Genomic DNA, 18208 nt, shown 5'->3' on the forward strand with positions numbered 1-18208 from the left:
GACTACCTCAATTCGAGGGTGGTGGCGCCGATGCGCACCGGGACCCGGGCGGGAAGGATGGTTGGACTGGAGATGCGCTGGCCGGCGACCACGGTGCCGTTCATGGAACCGAGGTCCTCGATGGCCCACTGGCCGGTGTTGGGATCCACGTACACGCGGGCGTGGTGGCCGGAGACGAACTCGTCGTTCAGCACCACGGTGTTGGAGGCCGCGCGGCCGATCGTGATGGCATCGCCGCTCAGCGGCACGGTGGCGCCCGCGAGCGGGCCGTCGATCACCACAAGCAGGGCCGGGCCGCTCTGATTGGAGCCATCCGGGCTGGGCGGGGCGGGCGCGGCATGCGAGGCGTGTCCTCGGGGCGCGGGCGCGGGATTCTGCGGCCTGGCCTGGGGCACGGGGGCCTCCGCGGCCTTGCGCGCGGCGCGTTCCCTGCGGCGGCGCGAACGGGACGGCTTGGGGCTGAACGCGGCGATGTCGCCGTGCAGGGAGCGCACGGCGAGCCATACGAACGCCCACAGCAGCACGAGGAATCCGTACTTGAGGAGCGCGAACGTCAATTCGGTCATGATCGGGACCTTCGGGACCTTGGGATCCGCCGGATGTCGGCGGACTAGGCCTGCTCCTGGGACGAGGCCCAATAGAGGATGCGCGTGCGGCCGATCGTGATGGTGTTGCCGTCCAGCAGCGTGGCGGCGGGCACCTGGTGGCCCTCCACGTAGGTGCCGTTGGTGGAACCGAGGTCGCGCGCGATCACGCCCTTGTCCGTGATGTCGATCTCCAGATGCTTGCGGGAGATGCCCGGATCGTCGATCACGATGTCGCAGTTGGAGCCGCGGCCGAGCGTGGTCTGCTGGGCGGTGAGCAGGTACTGGCGGCCGTTGATCTCCAGCACCGGGCAGTCCTTGGTCTCGCTCGGCGTGGTGACGGGCGCGGCGTTGCCCTGCACGGACTCGGAGGTGAGGTGGAAGTCGCCCTTGGTCAGGTCCAGGTCCTCCTCGAAGATCACCACCACCGGGCCGATGAACGCGTAGTGCTGGCTTTCGGCGTACTTGGTGAGGTTGTCCGCCAGCTCGTTGGCCATCGCTTCGCTGCCCCAGGACTCGATGCGATCGAAATCGGGGGTGCTCAGCTTGAAGCGATATTCGTTGGGTGCCACGGTGCGATCGCGGCCGACGGGCATGGCCTGCGCGTCGATCTCGCGTTCCAGGGCGCTGGAGAGGTCGACCGGCTGCAGGTCCTTGGAACCGAACTTCGCGAAGACGCCGTTGACCGTTCCTTCGACTTTCTTCTCAAAGCGATCGAGAAAGCTCATGGTACTCCCTTTCTTCATACTGCTTCAATGGTACGCGGGTTGGCGCTTGGGGAACATTCGTCTTGTGAAACACTTGCAAGTATTCGGCGTGTTTCTGGTGAAATATGGTGAAATCGCCATCGATTTGCCTATATTTGCGCCCGATTTTGACGGCTGGGTGGGGAAGCGCGCGTGGAAATGCGCGAAAGTGCCCTGCGCAGGCGCGTGTCGGGCGGGGCTGTCGGGCGGGGTGACGGCGGCCACCGGATCTGCTCATTTTGCGCTTCGCAGTGTGCAAAATGAGCGGATTCATTGCGGTGGGGGCCCGATTCGGTCAGTAAGCCATCGGATTTGCTCATTCTGCGGAGATTGCGTCGCAGAGTGAGTGGAATTCATGGCTCAGCGCCCAGGAAGTCGTGGATTTCGCCCTGCGGTGCCCGGTATCCGGCGCCCGGTGCCCCGACCAAGTTGCACGATCTGCCAGCAAGTCGTTCGTCTTTCCTGTTTGCTGGCAGATCCTGCATCTTAGCGGTCTGCTGGAGGCTCTCAGATGCAAGTTCTGCCAGCAAACAGGAAAGCGGGGGAAGTTGCTGGCAGATCTTGCAATTCGGCGGGGTGGGAGCTACCCCCGGTCATTGCACGCATGGGCAGCCCATCGGATTTGCTCATTTTGCGGTCCGTGGCGTGTGGAGTGAGCGGATTCATTGCGGTAGGGGCCCGATTCGGTCAGTAAGCCATCGGATTTGCTCATTCCGTGGTTCCGCGGGTGCAAAGTGAGCGGAATTCGTGGCTTGGACGCCCCCGAAGCCTGTTCCCGGTCCTCCTGAGTGGAGGCGCAGCCGGAGTCGAGGAATCCTCAACCTTCTGCACTGTGACTGTGTGCGAAGGGGCGAAGGATCCTTCGACTCCGGCTGCGCCTCCACTCAGGATGACGATGGAAGGGCCGTCGCTCGCTCAGGATGACGTGGGGAACCGCCTGCTGTCATCCTGCGCGGCGGGGACTGCGCGGTGATAGCGTGAGATCGTCATCAAGCCAGACAAGCCAGACCAAAGGAGCGGCACATGAGCGGTGAGACCGGCGAAACCGGAAAGACCGGCGCAATCAATGAGGCAATCAGGCAATTTCCCCGCAAGAGGGCCCGCACGCTGAGGTTCTCGGGAGCCGCGCCGCGGTCCGCGAAGCTGCTGGGCGATGGAGAGCGCGCGTTGTTCCTGCGCTCGGACGGGCAGGAGGATCTGGTCACCAGCCTGTGGCTCAGCTGGTTCGACGCGGCCGGCGTCCACCACGAGACCAAGCTGGCCGACCCGCGCGAACTGCTGGCCGACGCGGACAACGAGGACGTGCCGGCCGAGGAGAAGGCCCGCCGCGAGCGTGCGCGCGAAGGCGGCGCGGGCATTGTGAGCTATTCCGTGGATGTCGCCGGTCGCCGCGTGGTCTTCACGATCAACGGCCAGCTGTTCCTCACGGAGATCGTGGACGAGGAGGACGCCGACGAGCCGACCGCCCGCACCCGCCAGCTGGGCGCCGATGCGTCCGGGGCCAGTGAGCTGGGCGTCGACGAGTACGGCCCGGTCCTCAACCCGCGCATCAGTCCCGACGGTCGGCGCGTGCTGTACACCACCGGCGCGCATCTGGTGCTGGTGGAGATCGGCGATTGGCCGGCCGAGGATGCCGCGCAGGCCGATGCGCTGGAGTCGCTGGAGTCCCTGGAATCGTTCGAACAGGCCGAGGAACCGGCCGGCGACGCGCACGATGGCGTGTTCGTGGAGGTCAGCGCCGATGAGGCCGCCCTGTCCGAAGGCCTGTACGCCGAGGACGCCGGGGAGATCGAGGGCACCGAGGAATCCGAGGGTGCCGCGGAGGCCCCCGCGCCCGTCGACACGTTCGGCATCATCTGCAGCGCCGACGAGGAGGACGACGAGGCGGAGAACACCTGGAAGATCGGCCTGGCGGAATTCGTGGCCGGCGAGGAGATGAACCGCTACGACGGCTTCTGGTGGGGCCCCGATTCGCGCCACATCCTGTTCGAGACCTTCGACACCCAGTACGAGCCGATGTGGTACATCAGCGACCCCACCCACCCCGACCAGCCCGCGGCCGGCCGTCGATACCCGCGCGCGCTCACGCACAACGCCGACGTGTGCCTGACGATCGGCGAGCTGGAGTTCGACGGGGACGGCTCCTGCACCGGCTTCACCACCGCCGAGGTGCAGTGGGACGCCGACGCCTACGAGTACGTGGCCGCCGTGAGCTGGCCCAAGGATCGCGATCCGATCGTGCTGGTGCAGGACCGTTGTCAGCGCAACGATCAGGTGCTGTCCGTGAACGCCGATCTGGACGCCGACGAGGCCGGCGAGACCACCGTGCTCGAAACCCACCACAACGACCAGTGGATCGACATCGTGCTCGGCACGCCTGCCATGACGCCGAGCGGCCATCTGGTCTGCGCGCTCAACGACATGGAGGCCGACACCAACCGCCTGACCGTGGACGGCGAGCCCTTCACGCCGGCCGGATGGAACGTGCGCCAGGTGCTGGACGTGACCGACGACGACGTGCTCGCCATCGTGCAGCGCGAGCCCGATCTGACCGGTCCGATCGACGCGACGCAGCCCGACGAGCGCAACGCCGGCGGCTGGATCGACCCGGACGATCATGACGCCCGCTGCTTCGACGTGGTCTCGATCGGCTACGACGGCACGGTCAGCCCGGCCACGCCGCTCGTCGCCAAGCCCGGCGTGTGGCATGTCTCCCGCGCGGCCAAGGGCATGATCGTCTCCGGTCGCGGCATGGACGACGCCAAGGGCCACATGATCCACGTCCGGCTCAACCAGCCCGGCTTCCCGGACGCCAGCGAGATCACGAAGGCCGAAATCGCCAACGACGCCGCCACGCCCGGCTTCACGCCGAACACCACGTTCGTGCGTCTGGGCGAGCACCGCCTGTACACGGCGATCACCCGCCCGTCCGAGTCCTCCGAGGCCGCCAAGCGCATCAGGGAGGCTAACGGCGGCAAGCTGCCCGTGCTGCTCAAGCCCTACGGCGGTCCCGGATTCCAGCAGGTCGTGCTGCAGCAGGCGTACTACTGGGAGTCCCAGTGGTGGGCCGATCAGGGCTTCATTGTGGTCACCGCGGACGGCCGCGGCACCACCGGACGCGGCCCGAAGTGGGATCGCGAGATCTTCGAGAACATGAAGGACGTCACGCTCGCCGATCAGGTGGAGGCCGTGCGCGCGCTCGCGGACGTGCCCGAGGCCGTGGACGCCGATCTGGACAAGGTGTGCATGATCGGCTGGTCGTACGGCGGCTTCCTGTCCGCCCTGGCCGTGCTGGACGCGCCCGATGTGGTCAAGGCCGGCTGCGCGGGCGCCCCGCCCACCGACTGGACGCTGTACGACACGCACTACACCGAGCGCTATCTGGGCCTTGACCCGGCTGTGTACGAGCGCAACGGCATTGTGCAGGACGCCCCGAAGCTCACGCGCCCGCTCATGCTCATCCACGGCTTCGCGGACGACAACGTGACGATCGCCCATTCCCTCAAGCTCTCGCAGGCGCTCATGGCCGCCGGCCGCCCGCACACCTACCTGCCGCTGACGGGCATCACGCACATGACCAACGACGAGACGGTGGCGGAGAACCTGCTCACGCTGCAGCGCGACTTCCTGTACGAGGCGTTCGGACTGAAGTAGCAGCAACGGTTTGGTCGGAATGGCGGTCCGGGCCGCAGAACGTCCGGATCCGCCGTCCGCACCGCAAAACACGGTCATGAAACACGGCCGGGTCGATTGTCGAGCACAACCGCCGACGATCGGCCCGGCCGTTGTCTATACTCGTGCCCGATGGCTTGGCGCGGGCACATCCCGATCGGGATCGCGGCCGGGGACCAAACCGCATCAACGTCGTGAGACATGGGGTGTGGAGTGAGCACGGTTTGGCGTATTTTCCTGCGCGATGTCAGGCGAATCCTGCGCAATCCCGTCGCGCTCGTGGTCACACTGGGCGTGGCCCTGATCCCGTCCCTGTACGCGTGGTTCAACATCGTGGCCAACTGGAACCCCTACGGCAACACCGGCAACATCCAGGTGGCCGTGGCGAACGAGGACGCGGGCGCGGACAACGAGCTGACCGGCCATCTCGACGCCGGCGGGCAGGTGGTGGAGCAGCTCAAGGCCAACACCGAACTGGGCTGGCGGTTCGTGCCCACGCAGGAGGCCATCGAGGGCGTGCATGCGGGCACCTACTACGCGGCCATCGTGATCCCCAAGGACTTCAGCGCCGATCTGCTCGGCACCATCACCGGCGGCAGCCCCCGTCCGACCATCCAGTACTACGTCAACGAGAAGAAGAACGCGATCGCCCCGAAGATCACGGACACCGGCGCCACCACGATCGACCGGCAGATCAACCAGACCTTCGTGTCCACCGTGGCCGGCACGGTCGCCAAGGAGGTGGAGGCGGCCGGCGGGCTGGCCAAGGACCAGGCCGGCCAGACGCGCGACCAGGTGCTCGCCGATCTCGATTCGGTGGGCGGCCAGCTTGCCGACGCCCGCACATCGATCGCCGCCGTGTCCAAAACCGCGCAGGACGGCGTGGCCACCGTGGCCGCCGCGAAGGATGCGATCGGCGCGATGGACGGCCAGATCACCTCGATCAACGATGCCCTGAACACCGCCGGCACGCTGCTATCGAACGTTCGATCCGCGTCCGGCTCCTTCACGGGCGCGGTGGACGGGGCCATGAACCTGGGCGCGGCCAAGCTCTCCGGGCTCGCCGTCGCCACCGACACCGTGGGCGGCGCGGTCTACGGCGGCTTCGCGACGGCCCAGAACACCGTGGACGACGTGACCCACACCGTCTCCGCCGCGATCGACACCCAGCGCGCGGTCCGCGACGCCCTGCAGAACCTGCTGGACAACGGGGCCGCCAACGGCACCCTGCCCGAAGGCGACCCGCTGCGCGCGCGCATCCAGGACCAGATCGACCGGCTCAACGGCGACATCGCCAGCCAGCAGAGCAGGCTCGACGACTTCTCCACCACCGCAGGCACGCTCATCACCGCCGGCAAGGACGCCACCGTGAACCTCACGAACGCGACCAGCGGCACCACCAGCGCCGGCATCATCGCGCTCAACGCCAGCCGGGACGCGCTCAACAACAACCTCCTGCCGGGACTGGCGAACGGGCTGGACGCCTTCGCCGCCACCACGGGCACGCTCTCCGGCACCATCGCGGGGCTCGACGGCACGCTCGGGCAAGCCTCCGCGCTGCTCGACCAGCTCTCCAACACCCTCACGCAGACGCATGCCACGCTGCAATCCACGGATGCCGCGCTCGCCGGCCTTGAGACCACCGTGGGTTCCGTGCGCACCGACGTGGCCGCGATCGACAGCTCGGCCGCCTACCTGAAGATCCAGGACGCCCTGAATCTGGACCAGGCCGGCATCGGCGACTTCATGGGCGCCCCCGTGCAGCTGGAGAACAAGATCATCTACCCCTCGCTCAGCTACGGTTCGGCGGTCACCCCGTTCTATACGAACCTGGCCCTGTGGGTGGGCGGTTTCGTGCTGATCGCCATCTACAAGCTCGAGGTGGACCGCGACCGTGAGTTCGACGGTTTCTCCGCCACGCAGGCGTACATGGGCCGGTGGCTGCTGTTCATGACGATCGGCGCGATGCAGGCCGTCATCGTCACGCTGGGCGATCTGGTGCTGGGCGTGCAGCGCGCCAACGCGTTCCTGTTCGTGCTGGCCGGACTTGTGATCTCGTTCGTGTACGTGAACATCATCTACGCGATGGCCGCCGCGTTCCGGCACATCGGCAAGGCGCTGGCCGTGGTGCTGGTGATCGTGCAGATCCCGGGCGCGGCCGGCATGTACCCGATCGAGATGATGCCCGGATTCTTCCGCAATCTCAAGCCGTTCCTGCCGTTCACCTACGGCATCAACGCCATGCGCGAGGCGCTCGGGGGCATGTACGGCAACCATTATTGGCGGGATCTGGGCATCCTGCTATGTTACGTGCCCATCGCCCTGTTCACGGGACTCGTGGTGCGCCGCGCGTCCATGAACCTCAATGCCCTGTTCGATCGCCGCCTGCTGGACACGGACCTCATGATCACCGAGAAGGACAGCGTGCCGGATGAGCGCGTGGACCTGAGCCGCCTGATCCACGTGTTCATGGCGGACGAGGGATACCGCACCAAGCTGCGCCACCGCGCCAACCGATTCTTCGGCATGTATCCCAAGCTCATCCGCGGCGGTCTGGTGCTGATCTGCGTGCTGCCGTTCCTGTTCCTGGTGCTGTTGTTCGTGATCGATCAGAAGATGCTGATGCTGTCCCTGTGGATCGCGTCGATCGTCGCGATCGACGCCTATCTGATCGTGGTGGAGTACGTGCGCGACCGGTTCGCCCGGCAGCTGGGCATGTCCGAAATGACGCCCGAGCAGTTCCGCAGCGCGATGGCGTCCGGGCTCATGCGCCACCATCATCTGCATCTGGGGTTGGCCGGGCTGTCCGGACTCGTGGGCGGCGGTTCGGCGGGCCGGCATGCGGCCGGGCAGGATGCCGGTCAGCCCGGCCATAACGGGAGCGACGGGGAAGGAGCCGCGCGATGAGGATCATCTGGCGCATCTTCGTGCAGGACGTTCTGCATGCCACCCGCAACGTGATCGCGATCATCGTGGCCATGGGCCTGGTGATCGTGCCGGCCCTGTACGCCTGGTTCAACATCGCCGCCAGCTGGGACCCGTACTCCAACACCAAGGCCCTCAAGGTGGCCGTGGCGAACGATGACGACGGCTACAAATCGGACCTCATCCCGGTCAAGGTGAACGTGGGGGAGACCGTGGTCTCCGCGCTCAGGGCCAACCACGATCTGGACTGGCAGTTCGTGGACCACGATCGGGCCGTGGACGGCGTGACCTCCGGCGACTACTACGCGGCCATCGTGATCCCGAACGGCTTCAGCTCGGACATGATGACCCTGTTCTCCTCGAAGGTGGAGCACGCCAAGCTGGAGTACTACGTCAACGAGAAGATCAACCCCATCGCCCCGGAGATCATGGACCAGGGCGCCGGAACCGTGGCCACCACGATCGACCAGACCTTCGCCAAGACGATCGGGCAGGTGGGGCTCGACTTGGCCTCGCAGGTGCTCAAGTACGCGCAGAGCCCGGAAATGCAGGACTACGTGAAGTCCGCCACCGGCAACATCACCGGCGCGCGCGACCAGCTCAACACGGCCGCCGCGCAGCTGGACGCCTATGCCGGGCTGCTCGGATCGGTGAACGGCATCCTCGACTCCACGAACCAGCTGCTCGGCAAGTCGGGATCGGCCGCGGACGGGGCTCGCACGGCGCTCGATCAGGCCGTGTCCGGGGCGAATTCGGTGTCCTCCGCGCTCTCCGGAGCGTCGGGCACGATCGGCACCGCGCTGAGCCAGTCGGCCGCTGCGTACGACGAGGTGTCCAAGCAGGTGGACGAGGCCTTCGCGAACATCGGCACCCAAACCGACCAGATCTCCAAGGTCCTCGCCACCCGGCAGGCCGATGTTGAGACCATGGCCGCCGCGTTCGGGGCCTTCGCGGACGCCACCGCGAACATGGCCGCATCCGCGTCGTCGCAGGCGGTGAAGGACGTGCTGAACGCCCAGGTCCAGCGGGCGCGCGACGCCCAGGCCGCGCTGAATGGCTTGGCGGACGCGTTCGGGCGCGCCTCCGTGGGCGTGGCCGGCGGCATGGCGGACGTGAACCAGAACCGCGACCAGCTCAAGCAGGAGATCGCCGGCGCCCGGGCCGCCGTGGACGCGGTGGGCTCCGACTACCAATCCAACCTCAAGCCGCAGCTCGATTCGCTCGCCGCCTCGCTGTCCGATGCGACCGGCCAGACCGGCACCGTGCTCAGTGCGCTGGACGGCGTGGTCGCAAATGTTTCCGGACTGTCCGACGATCTGGGCGGAGGCGTGGCCGGGCTCACGGACGTGATGGGCAAGGCCTCCGCCGCGCTCAAGGACTCGGCCGCCAAGCTCGACGATCTGGCCGGCAAATTTTCGTCCGCCGTCACCTCCGGATTGGGCGACGGGCTCTCCTCGCTGTCGGGCGCCGATCCGGACACGATCGCCGCGCTGCTGTCCGCCCCCGTGAGCGTGAACCGCGTGGCTGTGTTCCCGATCGCCAACTATGGCTCGCAGATGGCCCCGTTCTATACGATCCTGTCCATCTGGGTGGGTGCGATCGTGCTCGCGGCCATGCTCAAGGTGACCGTGTCCGATCGTCAGAAGGCGCGCATTCTGGGGCTTTCCGCCCTGCCCGACTCGCTGTTCGAGCCCCGGACCGTGGCCGGCATCAAAATCCCCGCGCCCGGCCGCGAAGCCCCCGGCAACGCGGCCCCGCTGGGCATTCTGCCGCATCACGAGTACCTAGGCCGATACGGTATCTTCATGCTGCTGGCGCTGCTGCAGAGCACGCTGGTGTGCCTGGGGGACATCTACTTCCTGGGCGTGCAGGCCGATCATGTGCTGCAGTTCCTCGCGGTGGGCTGGCTCGCCTCGATCGTGTTCTCCAACATCGTGTACACGCTGACCGTCTCGTTCGGCGACATCGGCAAGGCGATCGCCGTGGTGCTGCTGGTCATGCAGGTGGCCGGCGCGGGTGGCACGTTCCCCATCCAGACCCTGCCCGGCTTCTTCCAGGCGGTCTACCCGTGGCTGCCGTTCCCGCACGGGATCGACGCGATGCACTCCGCGATGGCCGGCGCGTACGGCAACGAGTACTGGATCTCCATGCTCGAACTCGCCATGTTCCTGCTGCCCTCGCTGCTGCTGGGCCTGGTGCTGCGCGCGCCCGTGATGCGGCTCAACACCTGGGTCATCCGCAATCTGGAAAGCACCAAGGTGATGTGAGTCGGGCTCTGGGGCGGGTGCCGTCATCCTGAGCGCTGAGCCGTGAAGCGGGTAGCCTCCGATCCTGAGCGGAGCTGAGCCCGCCTTCCGCCATCCTGGGCGGAGCGTGGCCTGCCCCGTCATCCTGAGCGGAGCGCAGCAGTCCCTTCGTCATCCTGAGCGCAGCGAAGGATCCTTGGCCATTTCGCACCAAGTCCTTGCTGTTGACTGTGCGCGCAGTATTAAGGATCCTTCGACTCCGCCCTGGCGGGCTCCGCTCAGGATGACAACGGGGACGACCGGGGACGACCGGGGGCGACTCGGGATGGCGGGATCGACCGGGGACTGCCCAAAACGACCGGGGCGGCCCAGAACGGGATATAACCAATCATCCTTCCCGTCACCGGGCGCGAACCCACCGTCACCCGGCGCGAGGCGCGTCACCGGGCGCGGCCGCTCCCCGTGACGCCATCCCGGAGCCCTACTGCCGCAAGCCCTCCCAAACCCCGTCACCCGGCGCGACCGCACCACGTGACGTCATTCGCACCCCGTGACGCACCCTTCGCACCCTGTGACGCACTTTTCGCGCCCCGTGACGCACGCCAACCCGAACTGGCACCCGAATCCGCCAAATCCGCACTCCCGCGGCCCGCAAACTGGGCAGATCCGGCCCCTCGCGCCGCAAACTGGGCAGATCCGGGCTTCTGGGGCCCAAAATCGGCCCCTAGAAGTACCGATCTGCCCAGTTTGCAAAACCAACGTCCCGATCTGCCCAGTTTGCGCCCGTCTACCGTCCCTGATCCCGAGCCCCGGCGGAGTCCGCCTTCATCCTGAGCGCTGAGCCGTTAAGCGGACAGCCCAGTGGGCTGTCCGTAGGCAGGCCGAGCCGTGAAGCGAACGCCGGCGGCGTTCGCAGGCGAGGGCGAACGACAGTGAGCGAATGAAGCCGCGGCCGCAGGCCGACCGCAGTTGCGGTCGAGCCGCCGCCAAGGCGGCGACGGTCCGGCACAGCCGGACGCAGCCGGAGTCGAAGGATCCTTAATCTCCTGCACAAAGTTAAGGATCCTTCGACTCCGCCCTAACGGGCTTCGCTCAGGATGACGTTGGACGCCCTGCTACGCTCAGGATGACGTTGGGCCTTGCTGCGCTCAGGGTGACCAAGCGGGCCCGCGCCCCGGCGACGAGGCTCACACCCCGCGACCCGGCCCTGCGGTACCGTGGAGGTATGCAGATCACGCTCATCGATGAGAACGACTATCGCCGCCAGATGGAGACCAAGGTGCTGCCCGCGCTCAGCGCCTGCCGCGACGAGGGCTGGTTCACCCCGCCCGTGCCGAAGGATCTGGGCCCCGCGCCCACCTCCGGCCGGCTGCACTACGTGTGCTACGACGCCGCGCGCTTCGACGCGATCAAGGTGGCCGGCGCCGACGCCACATTCCGCGGGGCGATCGTGATCAGCCACGGCTTCACCGAGTTCGCCTCCAAGTACAGCGAAATGGTCTGGTACTTCCTGCTCGCCGGCTATTCCGTGTGCGTGCTCGAGCACCGCGGCCATGGACGGTCGGTGCGGGACGTCGGCGACAAGTCCCTGGTGTGGATCGACGATTGGCGCCGGTACGTGTCCGATCTGGCGGCCTTCGCGGAGACGATCGGCCAGCAGTACGCCGGCGGCAGCCCGCTCAATCTGTATGCGCATTCGATGGGAGGCGGGATCGGCGCGGCCGTGCTCGAACAGTACCCGTCGCTGTTCGATCGCGCCGTGCTCTCCGCGCCGATGATCGCCCCGGCCACCGGCATGCCGAACTGGGCCGCGCGCATCCTGTCCGAAGGCCTGTGCGCGTTCGGATTGGGGCGGCATGTGGTGTTCGGCCAGGGCCCGTTCGATCCGAATCTGGACATGACCGAGCATCAGGGCGCATCCGAGGCCCGCGTGCGCTGGTACCATCATCTGCGCTGCGAGGACAGCAACCGCCAGACCAACGCGGCCACCTTCGAATGGGTGCGTCAGGCCCTGCGGCTTTCCAGCGCGGTGACCCAGGAGAAGGCCTGCGCGAATGTGGAGACGCCGATCCTCCTGTTCCAGGCCGATCACGACATCTGGGTCCTCAACCAGCCGCAGGACCGATTCGTTAAAACCGTGCGCGAATCCGGCTGCGAGGCCACGTTGATCCACGTGCCCGGCTCCCTGCACGAGATCTTCAGCATGCCCAACGCGATCCTTGGCCCGTACCTGAGCCGTATCCTCGACTTCTTCGACGATCGTGTGACCGCTGCGCTGTAGTATTGACATGATGGTGAAGGTTATAGTATGCTTCTCCTATATTTACAAAGGTTGTAAATATAGAAAGGTATTGCAATGCATAAAGGTGTGCGGAAGATCGTAGTTTTTTTTAATGTCGATATTGTTTATGCTTAGTGGTACAAGTGCTTATGCCGATGATGCAAATCCGTCTGGGCCTAAGAATAATGAGTTAATTAATGTTTCTCAAATGGAACCAAGTCCTCTATCCTTGAAGAGTGCGAGTAGACCATCTCAGGTGTGGAATATTGCTACGCAAGGCACGTATGATTTTGCTGGATGGTCATATGGTAAGACTTTGTATACGAATTACAAATTTAAAGGAAAGTAATCGTATGCAATTTATGTCCGTAATACTGGCAGCAAAAAGTTGACAGTAAAAGCTAAAACTTTCTGGCATACTTTTGCTAAAGTTGAACTTAGTGAGGTAGTAGTCAAACTTTTTATGTCTACACCGGTGATGTCGGCAAAGAATTCTATATTACTTTTGATGGAAATGATTTCTCTTTCAGTGGGAATATTCATTAATTCTCTATTGTAAATGAGTTTATGAATTATGGTCTCCTAAGCCAAGGTAGGTGAAATGCGAAAGTTCCTGTTTTCTGTGGCCGGCTTCGTTCTGGGCGGAGCATTGGGTGGTGTCCTATTTTGGCGCATTGTCTATTATCGAATTTCTACTACCTTGGCTTTGGAAGACCGTCCAAGCATGTCCATTATTCTGCTATGTTCAGCCATTTTGGCAGGTGCGGTGATTTGCGCCACCAATGTCTACTTTGTATCTGCAAGACATTTTCCGAAGTATTTTCTTCTCGTTGAAAAGGTGTTGTACTGTGTCATCCTCCTGCTGTGCCTTATGTTCCCCAAGCCGCAGTCCCTTATTAATCTCAATCCTCTGAGGATGGCTGATGAACTTATTCCTCTGTCTCCTACGCTTGTGCTGAACATCGCATTGTTCATACCGATTGGGATGATGTTTTCCTCTTATTTTGAGAGATCAAAATGGTATTATTGTGTGCTTCTATGCGGTTTGATTGTAATTGAGTCTGTGCAATATGCATTCTCCATAGGAATTTGCGATATCAATGATGTGATCGAAAACTTCCTTGGTGCATATTTGGGCGTTATTGCCATGAGACTGATTGCCGTATGCGGCAAACGAGCGGGTAGATAAGTCACTATCTGCTACAGCGTCCGGTTTTGTATCGGATGATATGAAAACGGACACTTGGGACGGCGGAGGAAGAATAGGCAGAAGGGGCGACCTTGTCGACTGCTCCGGTCTGATTACTCATATCTGCAGCCATCGAATCCGCTCACTTTGCGCGCGCCGAGCCGCAGAATGAGCGAATCCATTGCCGTAGCGCCCCTAAACCGCCTCCAGGACACGGGATTTGCTCATTCTGCGATTTCGCGCGGGTGGAATGAGAGGATCGAATGCGCGGGTTGAGTGCGGGCGGGGCAAACTGGGCGAATCTGGTCATCGGCCGCACAAACTGGGCAAATATGGCCTTCTGGAACGCGAAATCGGCCCGCAGATGACCAGATCTGCCCAGTTTGCAAAAAGTTCATCCCGATCTGCTCAGTTTGTGCCCGGCTTGGTTCAGTTGGCCCGCAAACTGGGCATATCCGGTCATCGGTCCAGTAAGCTGGGCAGATCAGGTCGTATGGAGGCCGATTCTGCCGTCCAGTTGCACGAGTCTGCCCAGTTTGGAAAATCGGCAGCCATCGAATCCGCTCACTTTGCGCGCGCCGAGCCGCAGAATGAGCGAATCCATTGCCGTAGCGCCCCTAAACCGCCTCCAGGACACGGGATTTGCTCATTCTGCGATTTCGCGCGGGTAGAATGAGCGGATTGAATGCGGCAAGCTGAGCGCGCCTGAGCGCGGCAAACTGGGCGCAAACTGGGCAAATCCGGTCGCCGACCCAACAAACTGGGCAGATCGGGATAGCTGGAGGCCGATTTTGCCGTCCAGATGTACGGATCTGCCCAGTTTGGAAAATCCGTGTCCTGATCTGCCCAGTTTGTACTCAGTCGGGGCGCAAATTGGGTGATCGGGACATCTGCCGCCCTTCTTCCAACCCTTCCGCCCTTCCGCCCGCCGCCAACGAGGGTAGATCGATCGACTACGTAGTCGCCCCCAGAGATTCACTTCAACTTCACATGGCGTTCATCTAACCGCCTCCACAACGAAGCACCGGTGGCCCACAATGGGGCTATGAGTACCATGGGAAAGCGTATCCTCAGGGCGGTGGCCGCGCTCGCGGCGGGGGCGATGATGCTCGCGGGCTCCGGCTGCGCATCGCTCAACGGCAACGGCAGCAACGGCACAAACGGCACGCCACAGAATAGCGACAAGGTCCAGACGTTCACGCCATCGGGCGGCAAGGCCAGCGCCACGCTCAACATCGCGTCGGGCTCGGAGAACCGCGAGGTGGCCGCGGCCGTGCAGAAGGCCGCCGACGAATCGGGCGTGGCCGTCACGCTCAACTACATGGGTTCGCTGGACATCATGGCCGCCCTCGAGAACGGCGGAACGAGCGGCGGGACCACCTACGACGCGGTCTGGCCCGCCTCCAGCATGTGGATCTCCATGGGCGACACCAAGCATCTGGTCAAGGACGCGGCCAGCACGTCCACCACGCCCATCGTGTTCGGCATCGAGAAGCCCAAGGCCGTGGAACTCGGCTGGGCGGACGCCTCCGGCAAGACCAAGCCCGTCGCCACCACGGACATCATCGACGCGGTGACCTCCGGCAAGCTCAAGTTCTCCATGACCTCCGCCACGCAGTCGAACTCCGGCGCATCGGCCTATCTGGCCTTCGCCACCGCGCTCACCGGCAAGAACGAGCCGCTGTCCGCGGACGATCTCAACAACGCGGACCTGCAGAGCAAGGTGGCCGCGCTGCTCAAGGGCGTCGACCGCAGCTCCGGCAGCTCCGACTGGCTCAAGGACATGGTGGTGGCCAATCCGGACCGCTTCGACGCGATGGTCAACTACGAATCGCTGGTCATCCAGGCCAACAAGCAGCTCACACAGGCCGGCCACGACCCGCTGCTGGCCGTCTACCCGGCCGACGGCATCGCGGTGTCCGATTCGCCGCTGGGCTACGTGGACCGCGGCCAGAACCTCAAGGACGCCTTCTCCAAGTTCCAGCAGGCCCTGCAATCCAAGGACTCCAAGCTCGAATTCGAGCGCGCCGGTCGCCGCACGGGTCTGGGCGGCACGCTCACCTATGCCTCCGACGCGCAGGTCCAGCAGTCGTTCAAGGCCGATTGGGGCATCAACACCGACGCCAGCGCGCTCAAGACCATCGCGCTGCCCGCCGCGAACGTGATCGATCAGGCGCTGAGCGTGTACCAGACCGCCCTGCGCAAGCCCAGCTACACCATCTGGGTGGTCGACTACTCCGGCTCCATGAAGGGCGAGGGCAAGCAGGGCGTGGTCGACGGCCTCAACGCCGCCCTCAACCCGGAGCAGGCCAAGGCGTCGCGCATCGAACCGTCCGGCAAGGACGTCAACATCCTCATCCCGTTCGCTTCCAAGGCCGACGAGCCGGTGACCGCCAACGGATCGGACACCGCGTCCCTGCTGTCCGCCGCGGCCAATCGGGACCCGCGCGGCGGCACGAACATCTACGACGGCCTGAGCAAGGCGATCGCCCAGCTGCCCTCCAACGTGTCCGACTACACCACCGCGATCGTGCTCATGACCGACGGCATGTCCGAGACCGGCGACCGCTCCAAGTTCCAGTCGGATTACGCGGCCAAGGGGCAGGGCCTGCCGATCTTCTCGATCATGTTCGGCGACGCCGACCCCACGCAGCTGGACGAGATCGCCTCGCTGAGCAACGCGAAGGTGTTCGACGGCCGTTCCGGCGACCTTGCCGCCGTGTTCCGCCAGGTCAAGGGATACAACTGATGCTGCAGGTGATTCTGGGATTCGCGGCCGGTCTGGGACTGGGCGTGGCCGGCTTTCTGATCGCCGGCGGGGGAGTGCCGGGGTTCGTGGTCGCGCTGGTCGCCGCAGCCGGCGGATACGTGGGCGTGAGCGCGCTGACCACGCCCGACCGCAAGATCGGCAAGGTGCTGGCCTCCGCGCTGCCGAACGGGCAGAAGGCGGCCGACGCGATCGACGACGCCAACGAGCGCCTGAAGCTGATCGAGGGCACGCTCCGGGAGATCCAGGACCCCACCGTGCGGGCCGAGGCGAACGATTTCGTCGTGGCCACGCGCGATCTGATCCGCTACGTGGGCACGGATCCGGGGGCGTGGAGCACCTTGCGCCACTACATAACCGTGTACGGCGAGCAGACCTCGAAGCTGCTCGAATCGTACGTGGACGTGGAGCGCTCCGGTGCCGGCGACCAGCTGTGGAAGGCCCGGCAGGAGACGATCGAGGCGCTGCAGGTGCTGGAGAAGACCGCGGCCGGCGAGCTTTCGCGCGCGGTGTCGTCCAAGACGCTGGGCATATCGGCCGATTCCGATGCGATCGTGCGGCTCGCGCGCATGGACGGGTATGAGGTGGACGATGACGATCGGCATGCGCCCAGAAGGATGCCGGCCCCGCCCGATCCCGGCACGCGGATTGCGAACGGACCCGCCGCGCCGAACGATGAAACGACCGCGCAGGGGACGGAGGAGAAGCAGTGAAAATCACCAAAAGCAAAATCATCGGACTGCTCGCGCTGCTCGTGGTGGTGGGCGTGCTCGCCGGCGCCGCGGTCTGGCAGCAGAGCAAACCCAAGCCCGCCGCGCCCGTGGAGGCCACCAAGGTCACCGGATATCTGGGAGGCGAGAAGATCGGCCTGTTCGACGATCCGCAGTTCGCCCAGCTGGCCGCCGCGCAGGGGCTTGACGTGGACTACCGCAAGGCCGGATCGCTGGCCATGATGGACGCCGACCGCACCGGCATGGACTACCTGTTCCCGTCGTCGCGCGCGGCCGTGGAGTACGGCAAGGCCAAGGGCGTGAACGCCGCCAAGCAGGACATCGTGTTCAACTCGCCGATCGTGCTCTACACGCACAAGGCCGTGGTCGACGGGCTCGTCTCCGGCGGGCTGGTGAGCAAGGACGGCGAAACCTACCACATGGACATGGCCAAGGCCGTGGACGCCATGAAGAACAACAAATCGTGGGCCGACGTGGGCTATCAGGCCGGCTACGGGCAGTTCCGCATCGACTCCACCGACCCGGTCCAGTCGAACTCCGGCAACGAATACGCGGCCCTCGTGGCCACCGTGCTCAACGGCGGCCAGCCCGCCACGGTCGATTCGGTCAACCGCGACGCCGCCACGATCAAGGCGATCTTCGCCAAGTCCGGATGGATGGAAACCAGCTCGGAAGACAGCTTCAACCAGTTCCTCACGCTCGGCGTGGGCTCCAAGCCCATGATGGTGGGCTACGAGTCGCAGATCCTCGATCTGGCCGTCAACCAGCCCAGCGCCTTCCAGCAGATCAAGGACGATGTGGTGATCGTCTACCCCACGCCCACCGTGTGGAGCACGCACACGCTCATGGCCTTGGACGACAATGGCGCCAAGTTGCTCGATGTGCTCAAGTCGCCGGACGTGCAGAAGCTCGCATGGGAGCGCCACGGATTCCGCGCCGCCAACTTCGCCGGCACCGATTCGATCAGCCGCTTCGGCGTGCCCTCCGCGGCCGACCAGCTCACCGCCGTCAGCGAGCTGCCCAACAACGACGCCATGCAGGCCATCATCGCCGCGCTGTCGTAGCCG

General features: G+C 64.6%; 10 protein-coding genes. 8 read left to right on the forward strand and 2 right to left on the reverse strand.

Annotation, left to right across the window (positions count from 1 at the left end):
* Positions 1 to 2: 2 nt before the first annotated feature.
* Together EMO90_RS04835 and EMO90_RS04840 are read right to left on the reverse strand one after the other, a co-directional pair.
* On the reverse strand, positions 3 to 566 hold the full coding sequence (locus EMO90_RS04835; protein ID WP_150353810.1) for an FHA domain-containing protein FhaB/FipA: 564 nt from the start codon (positions 564 to 566) through the stop codon (positions 3 to 5).
* 44 nt (positions 567 to 610) lie between these two features.
* Complete coding sequence (locus EMO90_RS04840) at positions 611 to 1312, reverse strand: FhaA domain-containing protein (RefSeq protein WP_150353809.1); 702 nt, start codon at positions 1310 to 1312, stop codon at positions 611 to 613.
* A gap of 1041 nt (positions 1313 to 2353) precedes the next feature.
* On the opposite strand from EMO90_RS04840, the gene EMO90_RS04845 reads away from it, so the two are divergent.
* The 8 genes from EMO90_RS04845 (at position 2354) to EMO90_RS12375 (ending at position 18205) form a co-directional block, all read left to right on the forward strand.
* Positions 2354 to 4984 carry a prolyl oligopeptidase family serine peptidase gene (locus EMO90_RS04845; RefSeq protein ID WP_150353808.1) on the forward strand — a complete coding sequence of 877 codons (2631 nt, stop codon included), beginning with the start codon at positions 2354 to 2356 and terminating at the stop codon, positions 4982 to 4984.
* A gap of 231 nt (positions 4985 to 5215) precedes the next feature.
* Positions 5216 to 7909, forward strand: a complete 2694-nt coding sequence (locus EMO90_RS04850) for a YhgE/Pip domain-containing protein (RefSeq protein WP_150353807.1) — start codon at positions 5216 to 5218, stop codon at positions 7907 to 7909.
* Complete coding sequence (locus tag EMO90_RS04855) at positions 7906 to 10194, forward strand: YhgE/Pip domain-containing protein (RefSeq protein ID WP_150353806.1); 2289 nt, start codon at positions 7906 to 7908, stop codon at positions 10192 to 10194. Before EMO90_RS04850 ends, EMO90_RS04855 begins: the two co-directional genes overlap by 4 nt.
* A 1204-nt stretch (positions 10195 to 11398) precedes the next feature.
* Entirely contained in the window at positions 11399 to 12454 is a 1056-nt protein-coding gene (locus tag EMO90_RS04860; RefSeq protein ID WP_150353805.1) for an alpha/beta fold hydrolase, read from the forward strand.
* A 601-nt stretch (positions 12455 to 13055) separates the two neighbouring features.
* Positions 13056 to 13643, forward strand: a complete 588-nt coding sequence (locus EMO90_RS04865) for a VanZ family protein (protein ID WP_150353804.1) — start codon at positions 13056 to 13058, stop codon at positions 13641 to 13643.
* Between the two features lie 1045 nt (positions 13644 to 14688).
* Positions 14689 to 16392 (forward strand): vWA domain-containing protein, encoded by a 1704-nt coding sequence (locus EMO90_RS04870; protein ID WP_150353803.1) that lies wholly within the window; start codon positions 14689 to 14691, stop codon positions 16390 to 16392.
* Complete coding sequence (locus EMO90_RS04875; RefSeq protein WP_150353802.1) at positions 16392 to 17123, forward strand: 5-bromo-4-chloroindolyl phosphate hydrolysis family protein; 732 nt, start codon at positions 16392 to 16394, stop codon at positions 17121 to 17123. Before EMO90_RS04870 ends, EMO90_RS04875 begins: the two co-directional genes overlap by 1 nt.
* Positions 17120 to 18205: a hypothetical protein gene (locus EMO90_RS12375; protein WP_223849721.1), complete on the forward strand. Its 1086-nt coding sequence runs from the start codon at positions 17120 to 17122 to the stop codon at positions 18203 to 18205. Before EMO90_RS04875 ends, EMO90_RS12375 begins: the two co-directional genes overlap by 4 nt.
* Positions 18206 to 18208: the final 3 nt, after the last annotated feature.

The sequence above is a fragment of the Bifidobacterium vespertilionis genome (assembly GCF_008698145.1).
Classification (GTDB): domain Bacteria; phylum Actinomycetota; class Actinomycetes; order Actinomycetales; family Bifidobacteriaceae; genus Bifidobacterium; species Bifidobacterium vespertilionis.

Excerpts from the sequence above, each read along its gene's own strand:
- EMO90_RS04875 (WP_150353802.1), top strand. The coding sequence starts at position 16,392 with ATGCTGCAGGTGATTCTGGGATTCGCGGCCGGTCTGGGACTGGGCGTG.
- EMO90_RS04840 (WP_150353809.1), bottom strand. The coding sequence starts at position 1,312 with ATGAGCTTTCTCGATCGCTTTGAGAAGAAAGTCGAAGGAACGGTCAAC.
- EMO90_RS04860 (WP_150353805.1), top strand. The coding sequence starts at position 11,399 with ATGCAGATCACGCTCATCGATGAGAACGACTATCGCCGCCAGATGGAG.
- EMO90_RS04870 (WP_150353803.1), top strand. The coding sequence starts at position 14,689 with ATGAGTACCATGGGAAAGCGTATCCTCAGGGCGGTGGCCGCGCTCGCG.
- EMO90_RS04865 (WP_150353804.1), top strand. The coding sequence starts at position 13,056 with ATGCGAAAGTTCCTGTTTTCTGTGGCCGGCTTCGTTCTGGGCGGAGCA.
- EMO90_RS04855 (WP_150353806.1), top strand. The coding sequence starts at position 7,906 with ATGAGGATCATCTGGCGCATCTTCGTGCAGGACGTTCTGCATGCCACC.
- EMO90_RS04845 (WP_150353808.1), top strand. The coding sequence starts at position 2,354 with ATGAGCGGTGAGACCGGCGAAACCGGAAAGACCGGCGCAATCAATGAG.
- EMO90_RS04835 (WP_150353810.1), bottom strand. The coding sequence starts at position 566 with ATGACCGAATTGACGTTCGCGCTCCTCAAGTACGGATTCCTCGTGCTG.